This is a genomic window from Rathayibacter sp. PhB127, from assembly GCF_003751665.1.
In the GTDB taxonomy this organism is placed as follows: domain Bacteria; phylum Actinomycetota; class Actinomycetes; order Actinomycetales; family Microbacteriaceae; genus Rathayibacter; species Rathayibacter festucae.
In genome coordinates, this window is record NZ_RKHW01000001.1 from 1,206,601 (window position 1) to 1,226,225 (window position 19,625).

The window sequence follows — 19,625 nt, forward strand, 5'->3', positions numbered from 1 at the left end:
GGCTGCTGCCGCTCGCACTCTCTGCCTGGGCGGCGGCCGCGGCGACCGGGCTGCTGCCGGTCACGGCCGTTCTCGGGGGCGGGGTGCTGCTCTGCACGGTCGCGTGGTCAGCGTGCCTCGTCGCCGCTCTGGCTCTCGGACTGCTTCGTCGGCGGCGCGGTGCCGTCGTCCTGGCCGGGATCGCGGTGGCTCTCGGGGGCGCGGCGCTGGCCGTCACCTCCGTCGTGGTCACGACTCCGGAGCGGCATCCTCCTGAGCTGCGGGCAGCCGCGGAGTCCCGAGCGGCTCAGGCCGTGCTCGTCCGCGTCGAGACGTCCGCGCGGTCGCTCGTCACCGGCGGGGTGTGGTTCGACGGCACCGTGCTGCAGCTGGAGGATCAGCCGATGTCCGCGCCGGTCCGGGTGTTCCTCGCCGAGCCCGGAGGGCGGCTGCCGGTCGGCTCCGAGGTGGTGCTGCGTGCCCGGGCCGAGGAGCCGGGCGTCGTCGGCGAGAGCACGCTCCTGACGGCGAGCGCCGTGCTCGAGCGGCGCCCGCCCGTGGGGGTGGCGGCGGTCGCGGAGGTCCTGCGCTCGGGCTTCCTCGCCCGGACCGCGGTGCTCGGGGGAGACGTGTCCGGCCTGCTGCCGGGCCTCGCGACCGGGGACACCTCCGCCCTCCCGTCCGATCTGGAGGACGACATGCGGACCGCCTCGCTCACCCACCTCACCGCGGTGTCCGGAGCGAACTGCGCGGTCGTGGTCGCGGCCGGCTGGCTCGTCGCCGCGCTGCTCGGCGCGGGCCGTCGCCTGCGGACCGCGTCGGCTCTGACGGTCCTCGGCGCCTTCGTCGTGCTCGTCACTCCCGAGCCCAGCGTCGTCCGTGCGGCGGTGATGGCGAGCGTCGTGCTGCTCGCGCGACTGGGGCGGCGCTCGGGCGCGGCGGTCCCGGCGCTGCTGGCGAGTGTCGTCCTGCTGATGCTCATCGATCCCGCGATCGCGGGACGGCTCGGCTTCGTGCTGTCCGTGCTGGCGACGGGCGGGCTGCTGCTCGCGGCGGAGCCGATCGCGGACCGGCTCGGCGACGTGCTGCCGCGTCCGCTCGCGCTGGTGGTCGTGGTCCCGCTGGCGGCCCAGCTGGCCTGTCAGCCCGCGGTCCTGCTGATCGACCCGTCGATCCCGGTCTACGGGGTGCTGGCGAACCTGCTCGCCGAGCCGGCGGCCCCGGTGGCCACCGGACTCGGGCTGATCGGCTGCCTCCTGGCGCCGTGGTGGCCGGGCGGCGCCGACGTCGCGATCCGTCTCGCGGCCGTGCCTGCCTGGTGGATCGCCTCGATCGCGCGCGCCGTTGCCACCTGGCCGTCTCCGCGGATCGCCTGGCTGCCCGGGCTCGGCGGGATGCTGGCGCTCACGGTACTGACCGTGCTCGCCCTGCTGCTCGTCACCCGTTCGCGTCGCCTCACGCGGGCGCGACAGGTCGCGGCGATCGTGCTCGCCGGGGCGCTGGTCGTCGGGGGAGCGTCGAGCGTGGCGACGCCGCTGCTGCGCTCCGGAGCCGTCCCCTCCGACTGGCGGGTGGCGATGTGCGACATCGGGCAGGGCGACGCGGTGCTGGTCCGCGGCGACGCCGGCGTCGTCCTCGTCGACACCGGCCCGTTGCCGGAGCGGCTCGACGCGTGCCTCGACCTGCTCGGCATCGACCGCCTCGCGCTGCTGCTGCTCACCCACTACGACCTCGATCACGTCGGCGGCCTGGCGGCCGTGGTCGGCCGCGTCGACGAGGCGCTCGTCGGCCCGGTGGCGGACGAGGGCGACACCCGCGATCGCGCCGACCTCGTGTCCGGCGGGGCCGCGGTGCGCGAGGCGGCGCGCGGCGACAGCGGCTCGGTCGGCTCGCTGCACTGGCGGGTCGTCTGGCCGGAGCGGGGGACCACCCTCCGCGGCAACGAGGCGAGCGTGACCCTGCGGATCGACATCGCCGCGGACGAGACCGGCGGTCCGCTCTCGCTGGCGATGCTCGGCGACCTCGGCGCCGAGGAGCAGGGGCGGCTCGCTCGCCTGGACCCGGGCCGCGTCGACGTCGTGAAAGTGGCGCACCACGGCTCCGCCGACCAGTCGCCGGCCCTCTACGACGCGCTCGGCGCCCGCATCGGCCTCGTCTCGGTCGGCGCCGACAATACCTACGGCCATCCGACGCCGTCGCTGCTCGCCCTGCTGGCCGAGCGCGGCACCCGCGCCCTTCGGACGGACCTGGAGGGGACGGTGCTGCTCTCCTCGCGACCCGAGGGGGTCGTCGTCTGGACGAGCGGCGCCGCCGCCCCGGTGGCCGCTCTGGACGAGCAGGGAGGTGGGGTCACGTCTGTGCTCGGCCGAGGGTCGCCGGTCGCCGGGGAGGACGGTGCTGCCGGAACCCGATCCGCAGGTGTCTTGCGACGGAGTGGACAGCCTGGCGCCGCGGATCGGTCGCGGACGTCGCCGACTGCTTGGATACGGGATCGACGTGGCGTGACGAGGAGAAGGAGTCGGCGTGACTCGGAAGGAACGACCCGAACTCCGGAAGGATCAACCCGGCGTCTCGATCTCTCTGGTCATGTTCGCCCACGTGGCACTCCTCCTGTTCCTGGCCGCGGTGCCCCACCAGCCGCCGTGGTGGATCGTCGTCTCCGCGGTCGCGCTGGTCGGAACGGGGATCGGCGCCTTCTCCGATTCCCGCAGGTACCGACGGAAGTACCTGGAGAGGCAGCGACGGCGCGGTCCGTCCTGACGGCGCGACCTCTCCTCGCTCCTCCAGCGGGTGTCTCCGGACTCGTAGAATCGAGGGTCACGGAAGGACGACGGCATGGCAGGCAGAGCCCCGGCGCGCGGCAAGGCGGCCCCCTCGAAGGCGGCGATCCCGCAGCTCGCGTGGAACCAGACGCGACCCGCTCCGATCGTGCTGATAACCGGTCCCGAGCAGTTCCTCGCCGACCGGGCACTGCGGTTCCTCCGCGAGTTCCTGCGCGCCGAGGACCCGAGTCTCGAGGTCAACGACATCGACGCCGGCGGCTACGCGCCGGGGGAGCTGCTGACGCTGGCGAGCCCGTCGCTGTTCGACGAACCGCGGCTGCTGCGCGTCTCCAACGTCGAGAAGTGCTCCGACGCGTTCCTCGTCGAGATGATCGAGTACCTCGCCCAGCCGGCGGACGGCGCGACCGTCGTGCTCCGTCACGGCGGCGGCAACCGCGGCAAGAAGCTCCTCGACGCGATCCGCTCGGGCACCGGCGGCGGCATCGAGATCGTCTGCGCCGAGCTCAAGCGGGAGAGCGACAAGGTCGACTTCGCGATCGCGGAGTTCCGCACGGCCGGGCGCACGGCGACCACCGGTGCGGTGCGGGCGCTGGTGTCGGCGTTCTCGGACGACCTTAACGAGCTCGCCTCGGCCTGCCAGCAGCTCGTCTCCGACGTCACCGGTGACATCACCGAGGCGACGGTCGCGAAGTACTACGGCGGTCGCGTCGAGACCACCGCGTTCACGGTCGCCGATGCCGCGATCGCCGGCCGGCACGGGGAGGCTCTCCTGGGGCTCCGGCACGCGCTGGCATCGGGTGCGGACCCGGTGCCGATCGTCGCGGCGTTCGCGAGCAAGCTGCGCACGATGGCGAAGGTCGCCGGGTCCCGCGAGGGGTCCGGTCAAATCGCCTCGCGGCTGGGCCTCGCGCCGTGGCAGGTGGACCGCGCTCGCCGCGATCTGGCGGGCTGGACCGGTGACGGCCTGGGGACCGCGATCCTGACCGTCGCGGAGGCCGACGCGAACGTGAAGGGTGCGACGCGCGATCCGGTCTTCGCGCTGGAGCGCATGGTGTCCGTCATCTCGGCGCGCGGGGTCTGACGACCGGCACTTCTCCTGCCGGGGGCGGTGGGTCTCGATACGCCCCTGCGGGGCTACTCGACCAGCATGCACGTGCCGGGCCCGCCAGTCCGAGTTCCTCGAAGAACGTACGGGTGTGGAGTGGCATGCCGGGCAAAGCTCCTCGACCAGCATGCAAGTGCCCGACCCGCCACCCGGGGGCTCCTCCGATCAGCCCGCATGTGCCGGGCCCGCCGTGCAGAATCATGCTGATCGAGTAGCCCGCGGAGCGGGCGTATCGAGATCCGACCCGTCAGCACCGCCGGATTCTCAGGGGATGTAGGTCTGCCGGTTCTCCGGGTCGAAGTGGAAGACGGCTCCGCCGAAGAGCAGCTGCGCGCCGCCGAGCCCGATGACCGACGCGACGATCACCGCCGTGCCGGCGATGACCAGCGCCGATCCCGGATAGGCCCTGTGTGCGAGAACGAGGAGCACGATCAGCCCGACGACGTGCGCGACGGCGACCGGTATTCCTCCGACGGTCTCCCCGAAGCCCGCCATCGTCGTCCCCGCGGCGAGGGCCTTGCCCTGCTCCGACTGCGCCTCGGCCATCGCGAAGCCGAACCAGCACCAGGAGAAGAGCGCGGCGGGGACGCCGAGGCAGGCCACGGTCCAGAAGCCGATCCGCGCCCGGCTCTCGGAGGTCCGCGGTCGGGCGGGAGCGGTCGTGGCGTCGAGCGGTGCGGCCACCGTCAGCCCGCCTCGATCAACCGGGTGAGTCGATCCGCGGCGGAGGAGATCGTCGAGACGGCGACGAGCGTGACGACGCAGGCGACGCCCCAGAACCAGGTGCGGCCGGGAGCATGCGCGCGACGGCGGTCGAAGGCGAGCCACCAGGCCGCGACGACGGAGACGAGCGCGGCGATCACCGAGCCGAGGGCCATCCTGACCCAGTCCGCAGCCTCGGGCTCCGTCCAGGAGTTCGTCCCACCCACGATCGCGGTCGGCACGACGATCATCCCGAGCAGTCCGAGGAGGATCGCCCTGTCCTGGCTCAGCGGCTTCACCGTCTCCGTGCTGGTCATGATCCCCCGATCGCGCGCGGGCAGCTCTTCGCGGGAGCCGTCCGTCACGGTGACGCTACCGGACGTCCTTGCGGTGGTGGGTCTCGATACGCCCCTGCGGGGCTACTCGACCAGCATGAGGTGTGCGGGCTCGTGTTGCGCGATGTTCTGGCGAGCTTGCGCCGTTGGTGCTGACGACGGTCGGTCTCGATACGCCCCGTCGGGGGCTACTCGACCAGCATGTTGTCGTCCGGGCTCGTGTTGCGCGATGTCCTGGCGAGCCGGCGCCGATGGGCTCAAGCCGCGGCCTCGCAGGCGAACAGGCGATTCGCGTGCCAGCGAATCGTCGTAGCCGGAACGCGACCCGCTCCACTCAGCGCGACCCTCTCGGGAAGCCGACCGCGCGACGGACGACGAGGAACGAGGAGTCCGTCGACGGCGAGCGGAAACGACGAAGGGCCCGGCCAGAGGCCGGACCCTTCGTCGTTGCAGTGAGACGCAGCCTTACAGCGCGGCGACCTGCTTCGCGATGGCCGACTTGCGGTTCGCGGCCTGGTTCTTGTGGATGACGCCCTTGCTCGAGGCCTTGTCGAGCTTCTTGGCGGCGAAGGCGAGCGCGGTGGCGGCCTTCTCGGTGTCGCCGGCGGCGATGGCGGAGTGCACCGCGCGGACGGCGGTCTTCAGCTCGCTCTTGACGGCCTTGTTGCGCTCGTTCGCCTTCTTGTTGGTGAGGTTGCGCTTGATCTGCGACTTGATGTTTGCCACGTCTATTACCTTCTTCTCGGATGTGTGTGCAGCCGGCTACTCGACGGAGTGCCCCTTCCGGTGGCGTGGAAACGCCATCCCGGTGCGACTGGAGGTCGCCGGCTTCTGAATCACTCCACACACGCCAATGGTGGAGCGCAAGCCAACAAGGAACTTTAGCGCACCCGCCGCCACCCTTCAACCGCGCCGCGCCCGCCGCCCACGCCCCGTCCCCTCCCGCGAGATGCCACTTGTGCACGCGACACGCCGCGCGAGGCGTACGCAAGTGGCATCTCGCGGGAGGAGCCCGCCAGTAGCCTGACCAGCGATGCCCCGACTCGCCGATCACATCCCCGCCGTTCCGCCCTCGGGCATCCGCCGGCTGTTCGAGATCGCCCTCCGCCTGGACGGCGTGACGCTGCTCGCCGTGGGGGAGCCCGACGTCGCCGTCGCGCCGCACATCATCGAGGCGGCCCGCGCCGCCTGGGCCGCGGACGACACCGGCTACGGCCCGAACGGCGGCCTGATGGAGCTGCGGCGCGCGATCGTCGCCAAGCTCGCCCGCGACAACGGGTTCCGCGCCGACGTCGAGCAGGTCTGGGTGACGGTCGGCGCCACGCAGGCGCTCTACCAGGCCATGACGCTGACGCTCGGCCCGGATGACGAGGTGCTCCTGCCCGACCCCGGCTACACCACCTTCACGATGAACGCGCGGATGATCGGCGCCGTCCCGGTGCCGTACACGCTGCGCGCCGAGAACGGCTTCCTCCCCGATCTCGACGAGCTCGAGCGGATCATCACCGACCGCACCCGCGCGATCATCGTGAACAGCCCCTCGAACCCGCTCGGCATCGTCCTGCCGCGGCCGATGCTCGAGCGGCTGCTCGATTTCGCCCGCCGCCACGACCTCTGGATCATCAGCGACGAGGTTTACGAGTGCTTCACCTACGGCCGCCCGCACGTGAGCCTCGCCGCGCTCGCGCAGGAGGCCGGTCACGACGACGACCGCGTCTTCAGCGTCTTCTCGCTCTCGAAGACCTACGCGATGACCGGCGTCCGCGTCGGCTACCTGGTCACCCCTCCCGGCCTGACCTCGACGATGGTCACCGTCCAGGAGGCGTCGATCAGCTGCGTCGCGACGCCCGACCAGCGCGCGGCCCTCGCGGCACTGACCGGGCCGCAGGACGCGGTGGTCGACGCCGCCGCGCACTACCTCTCGAACCTGCGGCTCGCGACGGCGCTGCTCGACGAGCGCGGCCTCCGCTTCCGCGAGCCCGAGGGCGCCTTCTACCTGTGGATCGACGTCTCGCACGCGAGCGACGGCGACGTCGCCTCGTGGGCCGAGTCCTTCCTGCTCGAAACGCTCGTCGCCGTCGCGCCGGGCAGCGCCTTCGGGCGCACCGGCGAGGGCTGGATCCGCGTCTGCCTCGCGGCCGACCCCGCCGACCTCGAGCACGGGCTCCGCGCACTGCCGGCCCCGATCGCGGCGGCGAGCGCATGAGCGCCGAGAACGTCCTGGTCCGCCGGGTCCGTCCCGACGAGTACGCCGAGGTCTCCCGCCTGCGCCTGGCCGCCTACGCGCACGACTACGAGCTGGGGGAGGAGTACGCGGCGGACGTCGCCGACGTCGCCCGGCACGACCGCGAGGGCGAGGTCTGGGTCGCGGAGGAGCACGGCGCGATCCTCGCGACCGTCACCACCGCGGCTCCCGGCGCCGCCCTGTACTCCCTCGGCCGCCCGGGCGAGCTCGACTGGCGGCTGCTCGCGGTCGCTCCGGAGGCGCGCGGTCGCGGGCTGGGCCGTCTGCTCACCGAGTTCGTGGTGATGCTCGCCGTCGAGCGGGGACTCCAGCGCGTGGTCATGAACAGCGGCACCGACATGCTCGCCGCGCACGCCCTCTACGAGAGCATGGGCTTCGTGCGGCTCCCCGAGCGCGAGAACCCGCCCGGGATCGAGCCCACGCGCACCTACGGACTCGACCTCTAGCGGGGAATGCCGCAGAACATCGGCGGAGAGCCGCGCTCGTCGCCGATCGGCGACGAGTCCCCTCCACAGCTGATGTTCTGCCCCGCATCCGACCGGTCCCGGCCCCTCGCCCGCCGCCGCACCCCGGCCGTGGGACACTGGACGCACGATGTCTCCACGTGCACACCTCGGGCTCGAGCCCGCCGCGACCGATCCGGCGTCCATCCGCAACTTCTGCATCATCGCCCACATCGATCACGGCAAGTCGACGCTCGCCGATCGCATGCTCGGGATCACGGGCGTGGTCGAGGACCGCGCGATGCGCGCGCAGTACCTCGATCGGATGGACATCGAGCGCGAGCGCGGCATCACGATCAAGTCGCAGGCCGTGCGCATGCCGTGGGAGCGCGACGGACAGACGTTCGCGCTGAACATGATCGACACCCCCGGCCACGTCGACTTCTCCTACGAGGTCAGCCGCTCGCTCGCCGCCTGCGAGGGCGCGATCCTGCTGGTCGACGCCGCGCAGGGCATCGAGGCGCAGACCCTCGCGAACCTCTACCTCGCGCTCGAGAACGACCTGGCGATCATCCCGGTCCTCAACAAGATCGATCTCCCCGCGGCCGACCCGGAGAAGTACGCGGCCGAGCTCGCGAGCCTCATCGGCGGCGACCCGGCCGACGTCCTCCGCGTCTCCGGCAAGACCGGGGTCGGCGTCGAGGCGCTGCTCGACCGCGTCACCGAGCTGGTGCCCGCGCCGGTCGGCGACAAGAACGCTCCCGCTCGCGCGATGATCTTCGACTCCGTCTACGACTCCTACCGCGGCGTCGTCACCTACGTCCGGATGATCGACGGCCAGCTCTCGCCGCGCGAGAAGATCCAGATGATGTCGACGCGCGCGACGCACGAGATCCTCGAGATCGGCGTCTCCAGCCCCGAGCCCGTCTCCACCAAGGGCCTCGGCGTGGGTGAGGTCGGCTACCTGATCACCGGCGTGAAGGACGTCCGCCAGTCGAAGGTCGGCGACACCGTCACCACCGCGTCCAAGCCCGCCACCGAGGCGCTGCCCGGCTACACCGAGCCGCTGCCGATGGTGTTCTCCGGTCTCTACCCGATCGACGGCAGTGACTACCCGGATCTCCGCGAGGCACTGGACAAGCTCAAGCTCTCCGACGCGGCACTCGTCTACGAGCCCGAGACCTCGGTCGCGCTCGGCTTCGGCTTCCGCTGCGGCTTCCTGGGCCTGCTGCACCTCGAGATCGTCACCGAGCGGCTCGACCGCGAGTTCGGCCTCGACCTGATCACCACGGCGCCGTCCGTCATCTACGAGGTGACCACCGACGACAAGAGCACCGTCACGGTCACCAACCCGAGCGAGTTCCCGGTCGGCAAGATCGCCAGCGTCACCGAGCCGATCGTCCGGGCGGCGATCCTCGCGCCGAAGGACTACGTCGGCACGATCATGGAGCTCTGCCAGAGCCGCCGCGGCACGCTGATCGGCATGGAGTACCTCGGCGAGGACCGCGTCGAGATCCGCTACCACATGCCCCTCGGCGAGATCGTCTTCGACTTCTTCGACAACCTCAAGTCGAAGACGGCCGGCTACGCCTCGCTCGACTACGAGCCCGCCGGCGACCAGGAGGCCGACCTGGTGAAGGTCGACATCCTGCTGCAGGGCGAGCAGGTCGACGCGTTCAGCGCGATCGTCCACCGCGACAAGGCCTACGCCTACGGCGTGCTGATGACGGGGCGGCTGCGCAAGCTGATCCCGCGCCAGCAGTTCGAGGTGCCCATCCAGGCCGCGATCGGCGCCCGCATCATCGCGCGCGAGTCGATCAGCGCGATGCGGAAGGACGTCCTCGCCAAGTGCTATGGCGGTGACATCACCCGCAAGCGCAAACTGCTCGAGAAGCAGAAGGAGGGCAAGAAGCGCATGAAGATGGTCGGCCGCGTCGAGGTCCCGCAGGAGGCGTTCATCGCCGCCCTGAGTGGTGACGTCGAGACGAAGGACAAGAAGTGAGCGTCCGGCGCTCGAGCTTCGAGGGGCAGCCGCAGGTCACCTACGCGGCGGTCGGCGGCACGCTCGCGCCGGACCTGCTCGAGTACCCGCCGGACGGCTTCACCGCCGAGCGGTTCGAGGCGCGCCTGGGCTCGGGGGCCGAGCGCTTCGCGATCACGACCGCGTCGCTGATGACGTGGGGCGTGCAGCGCGGCAGCGGCATCGCCGTCACCGACATCACCGCCGGCAGCGGCGTGCAGTACACCGGCGTCAACTTCGACTCCGCCGGCACCCCGATCGACCTCGCCAGCCGCCCGACCGAGGAGCAGTTCTCGGCGGACGGGACGCCCTACATCACCGCCGGCGTGACGGCCGTGCTCAAGATCACGCTGCTCGGCCGGACGGTGAACGCTCCCGTGCGGGTCGTCTACGTCGTGGACGAGCCCGATCAGGTCGGCTTCGCCTACGGCACCCTCGAGGGCCACCCGGAGAGCGGCGAGGAGTCCTTCGTGGTCGAGAAGCGCGCCGACGACTCCGTCTGGCTCGTCATCCGCGTGTTCTCGCGGCCCTCCACCGCTCTCTACCGCCTCGGCACCCCCGTCCTCCGGGTCGTGCAGAAGCGGCAGGTCAAGAAGTACCTGCGCGCGCTGCTGCCGGCGCGCGTCAGCTGACGTGGGCAGCGCCCTCCCGCTCGCCGACCCGGCGCCGCTCGACGGACTCCTGCCGGCCTCCGTCGCCGACGGCGTGGAGACCCGCGACCTCGGGCTCTACGTGCACGTCCCGTTCTGCCGGGTGCGCTGCGGCTACTGCGACTTCAACACCTACACCGCGACCGAGCTGCGCGGTGCGAAGCAGCAGGACTACGCCGACGAGGCGATCGTCGAGATGGCGCTCGGCGAGGGCGTGCTGGCCGCCGCGGGTCTGCCGCGGCGTCCCGCGGCGACCGTGTTCTTCGGCGGCGGGACTCCGACGCTCCTGCCGGCCCGCGATCTGGTGCGCATGCTCGACGGGCTCCGCCGGCACTTCGGCGTGGCCGACGGTGCCGAGATGACGACGGAGGCGAACCCCGACTCGGTGGACGCCGCCTACCTCCGTGAGCTGGCCGACGCCGGGTTCACGCGGGTCAGCTTCGGGATGCAGTCGGCCGTGCCGCACGTGCTCGCGACGCTCGAGCGCACCCACGATCCCGAGCGCGTGCCGCTCGTCGTCGAGTGGGCGCGCGAGGCGGGGCTGCAGGTCAGCCTCGATCTGATCTACGGGACGCCGGGGGAGTCGCTGGCCGACTGGGAGCGCTCGCTCGACTCGGCGCTGGCCAACCGGCCCGATCACCTCTCGGCGTACGCGCTGATCGTCGAGGACGGCACGAAGCTCGCGCGGCAGATCCGCCGGGGCGACGTGGAGACTCCGGACGACGACCTGACCGCGGACATGTACGAGCTGGCCGACGCGCGGCTCGCCGCGGCCGGCTACTCCTGGTACGAGGTCAGCAACTGGGCGCGCGACGACGCGCACCGGTCGCGGCACAACCTGTCCTACTGGCTCGGCCACGACTGGTGGGGCGTCGGGCCCGGTGCCCACAGTCACGTCGGCGGGGTGCGCTGGTGGAACGTGAAGCACCCGGCGGCCTACGCGGAGCGGCTGCACTCCGGCTCGTCGCCCGCCGCCGGCCGCGAGACGCTGGACGCGGCGACGCGCCGGGTGGAGGACGTGCTGCTGCGCTCGCGCCTGGCGGACGGGCTGCCGATCGACGCGATCGACCCGGAACGGCGCCGCGAGGTCGCGGGGCTGATCGCCGATGGACTCGTCGACGGCCCGGCGGCCCTCGGCGGGCGCCTCGTGCTGACCCTGCACGGCCGGCTGCTGGCCGACGCGGTCGTCCGCCGCCTGACGGACGGCTGAGCCGGACCGCTCCATGCTGATCGAGCAGCCCGCAGGGCGGACGTGTCGAGATCCACCCTCCGAGGGACGTGGGTCTCGATACGCCGCCTGCGGCGGCTGCTCGACCAGCATGTGGCTGCGCCTGCGGCGGCTGCTTCCCTTCATGCTGATCGAGTAGCCCGCGGAGCGGGCGTATCGAGATCCCGCTCGGTCTCTACTTGAAGAAGGGGATGCTCAGCGGGTACGTGTAGTACTCGCCGGCGCTGGCGCGCACCGAGGCGATGATCGCGAAGACGATCACGAGGATCGGCACCACGATGAACACGATGAAGCCGACGAGCACGAAGCTCAGGATCGTCCCGGCGACGTAGGCGATCAGGGTCGTGAGGTGGAAGTTCAGCGCCGTCTTCGCGTGCGCCTCGAGGAAGGGCCCGCGGCCCTTGAAGACGAGGTAGACGATCAGCGACGGGATGAAGCTGAAGAAGATGCCCGTGATGTGGGTGACGATCGCCCAGGTCTTCTCGTCGGCCGGGTTCAGCGGCGGCGCGGGCGTCGAGTAGGCGGGCGGCGGTGGCGGGGTGGCCGACATGGTGATCTCCGTCTCAGGAATCGGCGCGTCGGGCGACCCCGGGCGCTCGGCGTCCATCGTGGCAGAGACGCAGCCGCACCGGGAGGCGATCCGGGGCAAGCCCCGCCCTCCTTCCTCCTGCGCGGTTATGATTGGCACTCAATCTCGCGGAGTGCCAAGCTCCGCGCGGCGCCACGGCGCCGAGGTGGTCGTGCCGCGAGGCACCCGGAGTCCGGCGGGAGGTCGGTCGTATGGTGACGGAGCGCGGTCTCCAGGTCCTGCGCGTGATCGTGCAGGACTACGTCGCGAACCGCGAGCCGGTGGGCTCCAAGTCGATCGTCGAGCGCCACGCGTTCGGCGTGTCCGCGGCGACCATCCGCAACGAGATGGCGCAGCTCGAGGAGGAGGAGCTGATCGCGGCCCCGCACACCTCCTCCGGCCGCGTCCCCACCGACAAGGGCTACCGCCTCTTCGTCGACCAGCTGACCGACCTGCGCCCGCTGACCGCGGCGCAGCGGCAGGCGATCGAGACCTTCCTCGGCCAGAGCCCCGACCTCGACGAGGTGCTCGTCCGCACGGTCCGCCTGCTCTCGCAGCTCACCAACAGCGTCGCGCTCGTGCAGTACCCGTCCTTCGGGGCCGCGCGCATCCGGCACGTCGAGCTGGTCGCCCTCGCCCCGCGCCGGCTGCTGTCGGTGCTGATCACCGACACCGGCCGCGTCGACCAGCGCGTGCTCGAGACGCCCGAGGACGTCGACGAGCTGCTGCTCGGCGAGATCCGGGCGAAGCTCAACACCGCCGTCCTCGGGCTCGGCCTCGCCGCCGCGGCGGAGACGCTGCAGAGCGCGACCGAGCAGTTCAGCCCCGAGCGCCGCGCCGTCGTCGACCCGGTCGTGCAGACGCTGCTCGAGCAGGTCGGCGCGAACCGGCAGGACCGCCTGGTGATGGCGGGCGCCGCGAACCTGGTGCGCACCGAGGAGGACTTCTCGGGCAGCATCTACCCCGTTCTCGAGGCGATCGAGGAGCAGGTCGAGCTGCTGCGCCTCTTCGCCGAGATGACGCCGGACCCGCGCGGCATCTCGGTCCGCATCGGCCGCGAGAACGCGCCGTTCGGCCTGCAGGAGACCTCCGTGCTGACCAGTGGCTACAACACGGCCGGCGGCCAGGTCTCGCGCCTGGGGGTCCTCGGACCGATCAGGATGGACTACTCCGGCAACATCGCGGCGGTCCGCGCCGTCGCCCGCTACCTCTCCCGCCTCCTCGGCGAGGAATGACCCGCTCCCAGACCCTCGCCGGACACCCCCGGCTCCCGACAGGTCCGCCGTGCCCGGCGCACCGACCCACGAACGAAGGACGAAGCCCCCTGTGGCCGATCACTACGAAGTCCTCGGCGTCGACCGAGACGCCTCCGCCGACGAGATCAAGAAGGCGTACCGCCGGCTCGCACGCGAGCTGCACCCCGACGTCAACCCGAGTGCGGACGCGTCGGAGCGGTTCAAGCTCGTCACGCACGCCTACGACGTCCTGAGCGACGCCCAGCAGCGCCAGCAGTACGACCGCGGCCCGCAGGACGGCTTCCCCGGCGGCGGCGGGCAGGGCTTCGGCGGGTTCGGCGACATCTTCGAGACGTTCTTCGGCCAGGGCGCGCAGGGCTCCTCGCGCGGCCCGCGGTCGCGCCGGGAGCGCGGCCAGGACGCGCTGCTGCGCGTCGAGGTCTCGCTCGACGAGGTCATCTTCGGCACCCACCGCGACCTCGAGGTCGACACGGCCGTGCTCTGCGAGACCTGCCAGGGCTCGTGCTGCCAGCCGGGCACCTCGCCGGTCACCTGCGACATCTGCCACGGCTCCGGCCAGATCCAGCGCACCGTCCGCTCGCTGCTCGGCAACGTGATGACCGCCAGCCCCTGCGGCACCTGCCGCGGCTACGGCACCGTCATCGCCACTCCGTGCTCCACCTGCCAGGGCCAGGGCCGCGTGCGCGCGCGCCGGACCATCCCCGTCGACGTCCCCGCGGGCGTCGACACGGGCCTGCGCCTGCAGATGCCCGGCAGCGGCGAGGTCGGCCCGGCCGGCGGCCCGAGCGGCGACCTCTACCTCGAGATCAAGGTCAAGCACCACGACATCTTCAGCCGCAACGGCGACGACCTGCTCTGCACCCTCGAGGTGCAGATGACGGACGCGATCCTCGGCTCGACGACGACCCTCGCGGCGCTCGACGGCGACATCGAGATCGAGGTCAAGCCGGGCACGCAGAGCACCGAGATCGTCACGATCAAGGGCCGCGGCGTCACCAAGCTGCGCGGCAACGGCCGCGGCGACCTCCGCGTGGGCATCCAGGTCGTCACTCCCACCAAGCTGGGGCACCGCGAGCGCGAGCTGGTGCAGGAGTTCGCCAAGCACTACAAGCCGCAGAAGCCGGCCCTCACGCACTTCCAGCAGGGGCTCTTCTCCAAGCTCCGCGACCGCTTCCTGGGCTGACCGGATCCGGCGTGGCGCACCACTACATCGACGAGTCGCTCGACTCCGGGGACTTCGTCGCCGGCGGCCGGCTGGAGCTCTCGGGCGCGGAGGCGCGCCACCTCGCGACCGTCAGCCGGATCCGTGCGGGCGAGAGCGTCCGCGTCGGCGACGGTCGCGGCAGGGTGGCGATCGCCGTCGTCGGGAGCGCGGAGCCGTCGCGTGTCGTCCTCGCGGTCGAGTCGGTCGAGGAGGTGCCCGCGCCGAGTCCGCGCCTCGTGCTCGTGCAGGCGCTCGCGAAGGGCGACCGCGACGAGCTGGCGATCCAGGCCGCGACCGAGCTCGGCGTGGACGAGGTCGTGCCGTGGCAGGCCGCCCGCAGCGTCTCGCGCTGGTCGGGCGTCAAGGAGGAGAAGGGCCGCGAGCGCTGGCGCAGCATCGTCCGCGAGGCGAGCAAGCAGTCGCTCCGCGCCCGCGTGCCGGAGGTGTCGGCGGTGGTCGGCCTCCGCGCGCTCGTGGAGCGGGCCGCGACGGCGCGCGTCCTCGTGCTCGAGCCCTCGGCCGAGGAGCGGCTCACCGCGATCGAGCCGGACGGGCGCGACCTCGTGCTCGTCGTCGGACCCGAGGGCGGCATCGCGGCGGAGGAGCTGCGCGCGCTCGCCGACGCGGGGGCCGAGGCCGTCGCGCTCGGCGACTCCGTCCTGCGCACCTCGACCGCCGGCCCGGCCGCGATCGCCGTGCTCTCGGCCCGTCTCGGCCGCTGGTGATCCCTGCCGATCCGCGCGCCCTGGGCGAACGCGCCCCCGCCCGGGTCGCCTCGCCGTTTAAGATGGATGCATGACCGAGCCCACTGTCTTCACGCGCATCGTCCGCGGCGAGATCCCCGCCGACGTGGTGTTCGAGAACGAGCGGATCCTCGCGATCCAGGACATCGCGCCGAAGGCGCCCGTCCACCTGCTGATCTTCCCGAAGACCCCCGAGTACGCGAACGTCGCCGAGCTCGCCGCGGGCGATCCGGAGCTCCTCGCCGAGATGGCCGTCGTCGCGCAGACCCTGGCCGACGCGCACAGCAACGGCCAGTTCCGCCTCGTCTTCAACTCCGGCGAAGAGGCCGGTCAGACCGTGTTCCACGTCCACGCCCACGTCCTGGGCGCCCACCTGACGGAAGGCTCCCTTGCCACCGGTTGATCACGCGGGCGATCGCTCCGCGGACCAGAACCTCACTCGAACCGAATCGACGGAGCCGACGGTCCCGCAGAGCGACGCGGACCGGGCCACCGGCGGGACGCATCGCGTCATCGCCGTCGACGGAATCGCCATGGTGCGCCTCCTCGGACCTCAGGACCGCCTCATCCGGGCGGTCGAATCGCGATTCCCCGACGTCCGGGTGCACGTGCGCGGCAACGAGGTGACCCTCGACGGCGAGGGCACCCCTGTCGCCGCCGCGGCGCGGCTGGTGGAAGAACTGGTGCTCATGACGGCAGGCGGCCACGACCTCGACCCGGAGGGCGTGCGCGAGTCCGCGCGCATCCTCGAGAACGGCGGGCCGGTGCGTCCCGCGGACGCGTTCGGCCAGGCGATCCTCACGGCGCGCGGGAAGAGCATCCGCCCCAAGACCCTCGGGCAGCGCGAGTACGTCGACGCCGTCGACCAGAACACGATCGTCTTCGGGATCGGGCCTGCCGGCACCGGCAAGACCTACCTCGCGATGGCCAAGGCGGTGCAGGCCCTGCAGCGCAAGGAGGTCGAGCGGATCATCCTCACGCGCCCCGCGGTCGAGGCGGGGGAGCGGCTGGGCTACCTGCCCGGCTCGCTCACCGACAAGATCGACCCGTACCTGCGCCCGCTTTACGACGCGCTGAACGAGATGATGGACCCGGAGATCGTGCCGAAGCTGCTCGCGGCGGGCACGATCGAGGTCGCTCCGCTGGCCTACATGCGCGGTCGCACGCTGAACTCCTCGTTCGTCGTGCTCGACGAGGCGCAGAACACGACGCCGGAGCAGATGAAGATGTTCCTCACCCGGCTCGGCTTCGGCTCGAAGATGGTGATCACGGGCGACATCACCCAGGTCGACCTCCCCGCCGGCTCCAGCGGACTCCGCCTGGTGACCCGGGTGCTGGACGACATCGACGACATCCACTTCGCGCGGCTGACCAGCGAGGACGTGGTCCGCCACAGCCTCGTCGGCCGGATCGTCGACGCGTACACCGAGTACGACCAGCAGAAGCAGGCGCAGAGCTTCGAGCGCGAGCAGGCCCGCGAGTTCGCGGCCCGCGCCGAGCGCCGGGCGGCCACCCGCTCGACCGGCGACGCTCAGCCCAAGCGCCCGCGCGCCTGAACGCCGTACCACCGCCTCCCGCCGAGCCCCTCCCTATCGAAGGAACACCGCACCCCGTGAGCATCGAGATCAACAACGAGTCGAGCATCCCCGTGGACGAGGCGACTCTGCTGCGCCTCGCGGGCTACGCGCTCGACTCGATGCACGTGCACCCCGACGCCGAGCTCGCGATCGTGCTGGTCGACGAGGGCGCGATGGAGCAGCTGCACGTGCAGTGGATGGACGAGCCCGGCCCGACCGACGTGCTGAGCTTCCCGATGGACGAGCTGCGGCCCGGCACCGAGGACGAGCCGACCCCGGCCGGCCTGCTCGGCGACATCGTGCTCTGCCCGCAGGTGGCGCAGAGCCAGGCCGAGGCCGCCGGCCACTCCGTGCTCGACGAGCTGCTGCTGCTCACGGCCCACGGGCTGCTGCACCTGCTCGGCTTCGACCACGCGGAGCCCGAGGAGGAGCGCGAGATGTTCGGCATCCAGCGCGACATCCTCGTCGGGTTCCACATCAGCGAGCGACGCCGCTAGGCCCGGCGTGCTCACCGTCCAGCTCCTCATCGCGGCTCTCGCCCTCGTCGCCGTCGGCGGCTGGCTCGCAGCGACCGACGCCGCGCTCGGCGTCCTCTCGCGCAGCGACCTCCTCGACATGGCGAACCACTCCCGCAGCTCCCGCGCCCTGCGGGCCATCGCCGGCGACATGAGCGCGCACGTCAACGTCGTCAACTTCACCCGGATCGCGGCAGAGACGACCGCCGCGGTCTTCGTGACCACCGTTCTCGTCGTGGTGGTCGACGCCCTGTGGCTGGCGCTCCTGCTCGCCATCCTGATCATGGCGGCCGTGTCCTTCGTGCTCGTCGGCTCCAGCCCGCGCAGCGTCGGGCGCGCCCACGCCCGCGCCGTGCTCGGCTCCAGCGCCTCGCTCGTGCACGTGCTGCGGGTCGCGCTCGGCCCGGTCGCGCACGGTCTCGTCGCGCTGGGCAACCGGGTCACCCCGGGCACCGGCCGCTCGGCCGGCTTCTCCTCCGAGGAGCAGCTGCTGAGCATGGTCGACGAGGCGACCGAGCAGTCGGTCCTGGAGCAGGACGACCGCGAGCTGATCCACTCGATCTTCGAGTTCAACGACACGCTGGTGCGCGAGGTGATGGTGCCGCGGACCGACATGGTGACGATCGAGGCAGGTGCGTCGGTCGGCGCCGGCATGGGCCTGCTGCTCAGTCGCGGCATCTCGCGGCTGCCCGTCATCGGCGACGGCGTCGACGACGTGCTCGGCGTGCTCTACCTCCGCGACGTCGCCCGGCACACCTACGAGCGCCCGGACGACGACGACTCCGCGGCCGATCTCGCCCGCCCGGCGCTGTTCGTGCCGGAGTCGAAGAAGGCCGACGAGCTGCTGCGCCAGATGCAGCTCGAGTCCAACCACCTCGCGATGGTGGTGGACGAGTACGGCGGCATCGCCGGGCTCGTGACACTCGAGGACCTGATCGAGGAGCTCGTCGGGGACATCTCGGACGAGTACGACCGCGAGGTCGACCTCTTCGAGGAGATCGAGCCCGGCGTCTACCGCGTCTCGGCGCGGCTGCCCGTCGACGAGCTGGGCGAGCTGTTCGACCTCGAACTCGAGGACGACGACGTCGACTCGGTCGGCGGACTGCTCACCAAGGCCTACGGCCGCCTGCCCGAGCGGGGCGCGACCGCCCGGATCGACGGGGTGATCCTCGAGGCCGAGCAGGCGGATCCCCGTCGCGGCACCATCTCGACCGTCATCGTGCGGCGCGATCCCGACTACGATCCCTCAGGCGAGACCGGCACCGGACCGGTCGCGATCGTCGCCGAGACAGACCACCAGGACGAGGACGCACGATGACCGACCCCAGCACTCCCACGACCCCCTACCGGGCGGGCTTCGTGTCGTTCGTGGGCCGCCCGAACGTCGGCAAGTCCACGCTCACCAACGCGCTGGTCGGCGAGAAGATCGCCATCACCAGCTCGAAGCCGCAGACCACTCGCCGCGCCATCCGCGGCATCGTGCACCGCCCCGACGGCCAGCTCATCGTGGTGGACACCCCGGGCATCCACCGCCCGCGCACGCTGCTCGGCGAGCGGCTCAACTCCCTCGTCACCTCGACCCTCGGCGACGTCGACGTGATCGGGATGCTCTTCCCGGCCGACGAGCCGATCGGCCCCGGCGACCGCTTCATCAACGAGCAGCTCGAGGCCTTCCCGCGCGCCCGCAAGGTCGCGATCGTCTCCAAGGTCGACCTCTCCTCGAAGAAGTCGGTCGCCAAGCAGCTGCTCGCCGTCTCCGAGCTGCGCGAGTGGGACACCATCGTGCCGATCTCGGCGGTCACCGAGGAGCAGCTCGAGGTGCTCGCGGTCGAGCTGCTGCGCCTCATGCCGGTCTCGCCCGCGCTCTACCCGGAGGAGGCCGTGACCGACGAGGACACCGGCTCGCGCATCGCGGAGTTCATCCGCGAGGCCGCGCTCGAGGGCGTCTCGGACGAGCTGCCGCACTCGCTCGCCGTGACCCTCGACGACATGGTCGAGCGCGAGGACGGCTCCTTCATCGACATCTACGCGAACGTCTTCGTCGAGCGCGACAGCCAGAAGGGCATCATCATCGGCAAGGGCGGTCAGCGCCTGCGCGAGGTGGGCGCGGTGTCCCGTGAGCAGATCGAGCGGCTGCTCGGCCGGCGCGTGTTCCTCTCGATCCGGGTGAAGGTCGCCAAGGAGTGGCAGCGCGACCCGAAGCTGCTCGGCCGCCTCGGCTTCTGAGCCGGTGAGCGCGGCGCCGGATCGGGAGGGGGACGGCAGTCACTCT

The 19,625-nt window shown here is 71.8% G+C and carries 19 protein-coding genes and 1 pseudogene; 16 read left to right on the top strand and 4 right to left on the bottom strand.

From position 1 onward, the window contains the following. Positions 1-677: 677 nt before the first annotated feature. The 3 genes and pseudogenes from EDF22_RS21475 to holA all read left to right on the top strand — a co-directional run. Positions 678-1,751 (top strand): annotated as a pseudogene (locus EDF22_RS21475) (ComEC/Rec2 family competence protein); the annotation flags it as partial. 826 nt (positions 1,752-2,577) lie between these two features. Continuing rightward, the gene (locus EDF22_RS20745; RefSeq protein WP_165909220.1) at positions 2,578-2,739 is read left to right on the top strand and encodes a hypothetical protein; all 162 of its coding nucleotides are present in this window, start codon (positions 2,578-2,580) and stop codon (positions 2,737-2,739) included. Positions 2,740-2,814: 75 nt separating this feature from the next. Then, positions 2,815-3,843 carry a DNA polymerase III subunit delta gene (holA, locus tag EDF22_RS05800; protein WP_123703084.1) on the top strand — a complete coding sequence of 343 codons (1,029 nt, stop codon included), beginning with the start codon at positions 2,815-2,817 and terminating at the stop codon, positions 3,841-3,843. A gap of 288 nt (positions 3,844-4,131) precedes the next feature. On the opposite strand, the gene EDF22_RS05805 is transcribed toward holA, so the two are convergent. The 3 genes from EDF22_RS05805 to rpsT form a co-directional block, all read right to left on the bottom strand. Beyond that, on the bottom strand, positions 4,132-4,551 hold the full coding sequence (locus EDF22_RS05805; protein WP_123703086.1) for a hypothetical protein: 420 nt from the start codon (positions 4,549-4,551) through the stop codon (positions 4,132-4,134). 2 nt (positions 4,552-4,553) lie between these two features. After that, positions 4,554-4,886, bottom strand: coding sequence for a hypothetical protein (locus tag EDF22_RS05810; RefSeq protein WP_133961793.1), 333 nt, complete (start codon positions 4,884-4,886; stop codon positions 4,554-4,556). Positions 4,887-5,369: 483 nt separating this feature from the next. After that, the gene (rpsT, locus tag EDF22_RS05815; protein ID WP_123445612.1) at positions 5,370-5,630 is read right to left on the bottom strand and encodes a 30S ribosomal protein S20; all 261 of its coding nucleotides are present in this window, start codon (positions 5,628-5,630) and stop codon (positions 5,370-5,372) included. Between the two features lie 307 nt (positions 5,631-5,937). On the opposite strand from rpsT, the gene EDF22_RS05820 reads away from it, so the two are divergent. The 5 genes from EDF22_RS05820 to hemW all read left to right on the top strand — a co-directional run bounded on the left by EDF22_RS05820 (position 5,938) and on the right by hemW (position 11,472). Then, on the top strand, positions 5,938-7,110 hold the full coding sequence (locus EDF22_RS05820) for a pyridoxal phosphate-dependent aminotransferase (RefSeq protein ID WP_123703090.1): 1,173 nt from the start codon (positions 5,938-5,940) through the stop codon (positions 7,108-7,110). Further along, on the top strand, positions 7,107-7,595 hold the full coding sequence (locus EDF22_RS05825; protein ID WP_123703092.1) for a GNAT family N-acetyltransferase: 489 nt from the start codon (positions 7,107-7,109) through the stop codon (positions 7,593-7,595). Before EDF22_RS05820 ends, EDF22_RS05825 begins: the two co-directional genes overlap by 4 nt. A gap of 148 nt (positions 7,596-7,743) precedes the next feature. Next, positions 7,744-9,594, top strand: coding sequence for a translation elongation factor 4 (gene lepA / locus EDF22_RS05830; RefSeq protein ID WP_123445615.1), 1,851 nt, complete (start codon positions 7,744-7,746; stop codon positions 9,592-9,594). Next, positions 9,591-10,244: a DUF1990 family protein gene (locus EDF22_RS05835; protein ID WP_123445616.1), complete on the top strand. Its 654-nt coding sequence runs from the start codon at positions 9,591-9,593 to the stop codon at positions 10,242-10,244. The genes lepA and EDF22_RS05835 overlap by 4 nt, the downstream gene beginning before the upstream one ends. A 1-nt stretch (position 10,245) precedes the next feature. Next, positions 10,246-11,472 carry a radical SAM family heme chaperone HemW gene (gene hemW / locus EDF22_RS05840; protein WP_123703094.1) on the top strand — a complete coding sequence of 409 codons (1,227 nt, stop codon included), beginning with the start codon at positions 10,246-10,248 and terminating at the stop codon, positions 11,470-11,472. A 193-nt stretch (positions 11,473-11,665) separates the two neighbouring features. Here hemW and EDF22_RS05845 read toward each other — a convergent pair whose 3' ends face one another. Next, a complete protein-coding gene (locus EDF22_RS05845) occupies positions 11,666-12,040 on the bottom strand; it encodes a DUF4870 domain-containing protein (RefSeq protein ID WP_123704749.1) in 375 nt (124 codons plus the stop codon). 230 nt (positions 12,041-12,270) lie between these two features. Here EDF22_RS05845 and hrcA point away from each other — a divergent pair, with 230 nt between their 5' ends. The 8 genes from hrcA (at position 12,271) to era (ending at position 19,579) form a co-directional block, all read left to right on the top strand. Beyond that, positions 12,271-13,293 carry a heat-inducible transcriptional repressor HrcA gene (gene hrcA / locus EDF22_RS05850; RefSeq protein WP_123445618.1) on the top strand — a complete coding sequence of 341 codons (1,023 nt, stop codon included), beginning with the start codon at positions 12,271-12,273 and terminating at the stop codon, positions 13,291-13,293. A 91-nt stretch (positions 13,294-13,384) separates the two neighbouring features. After that, complete coding sequence (gene dnaJ, locus EDF22_RS05855) at positions 13,385-14,497, top strand: molecular chaperone DnaJ (RefSeq protein ID WP_123445619.1); 1,113 nt, start codon at positions 13,385-13,387, stop codon at positions 14,495-14,497. 11 nt (positions 14,498-14,508) lie between these two features. Next, positions 14,509-15,243, top strand: a complete 735-nt coding sequence (locus EDF22_RS05860; protein WP_123703096.1) for a 16S rRNA (uracil(1498)-N(3))-methyltransferase — start codon at positions 14,509-14,511, stop codon at positions 15,241-15,243. A 70-nt stretch (positions 15,244-15,313) separates the two neighbouring features. Further along, positions 15,314-15,664, top strand: a complete 351-nt coding sequence (locus tag EDF22_RS05865; RefSeq protein ID WP_123703098.1) for a histidine triad nucleotide-binding protein — start codon at positions 15,314-15,316, stop codon at positions 15,662-15,664. A gap of 130 nt (positions 15,665-15,794) precedes the next feature. Further along, entirely contained in the window at positions 15,795-16,817 is a 1,023-nt protein-coding gene (locus EDF22_RS05870; protein WP_123704751.1) for a PhoH family protein, read from the top strand. Between the two features lie 56 nt (positions 16,818-16,873). After that, entirely contained in the window at positions 16,874-17,335 is a 462-nt protein-coding gene (gene ybeY, locus EDF22_RS05875) for an rRNA maturation RNase YbeY (protein WP_123445622.1), read from the top strand. A 7-nt stretch (positions 17,336-17,342) separates the two neighbouring features. Beyond that, on the top strand, positions 17,343-18,671 hold the full coding sequence (locus EDF22_RS05880) for a hemolysin family protein (RefSeq protein WP_123703100.1): 1,329 nt from the start codon (positions 17,343-17,345) through the stop codon (positions 18,669-18,671). Beyond that, positions 18,668-19,579, top strand: coding sequence for a GTPase Era (era, locus tag EDF22_RS05885; protein WP_123703102.1), 912 nt, complete (start codon positions 18,668-18,670; stop codon positions 19,577-19,579). Before EDF22_RS05880 ends, era begins: the two co-directional genes overlap by 4 nt. The last annotated feature ends 46 nt before the right edge of the window (positions 19,580-19,625 follow it).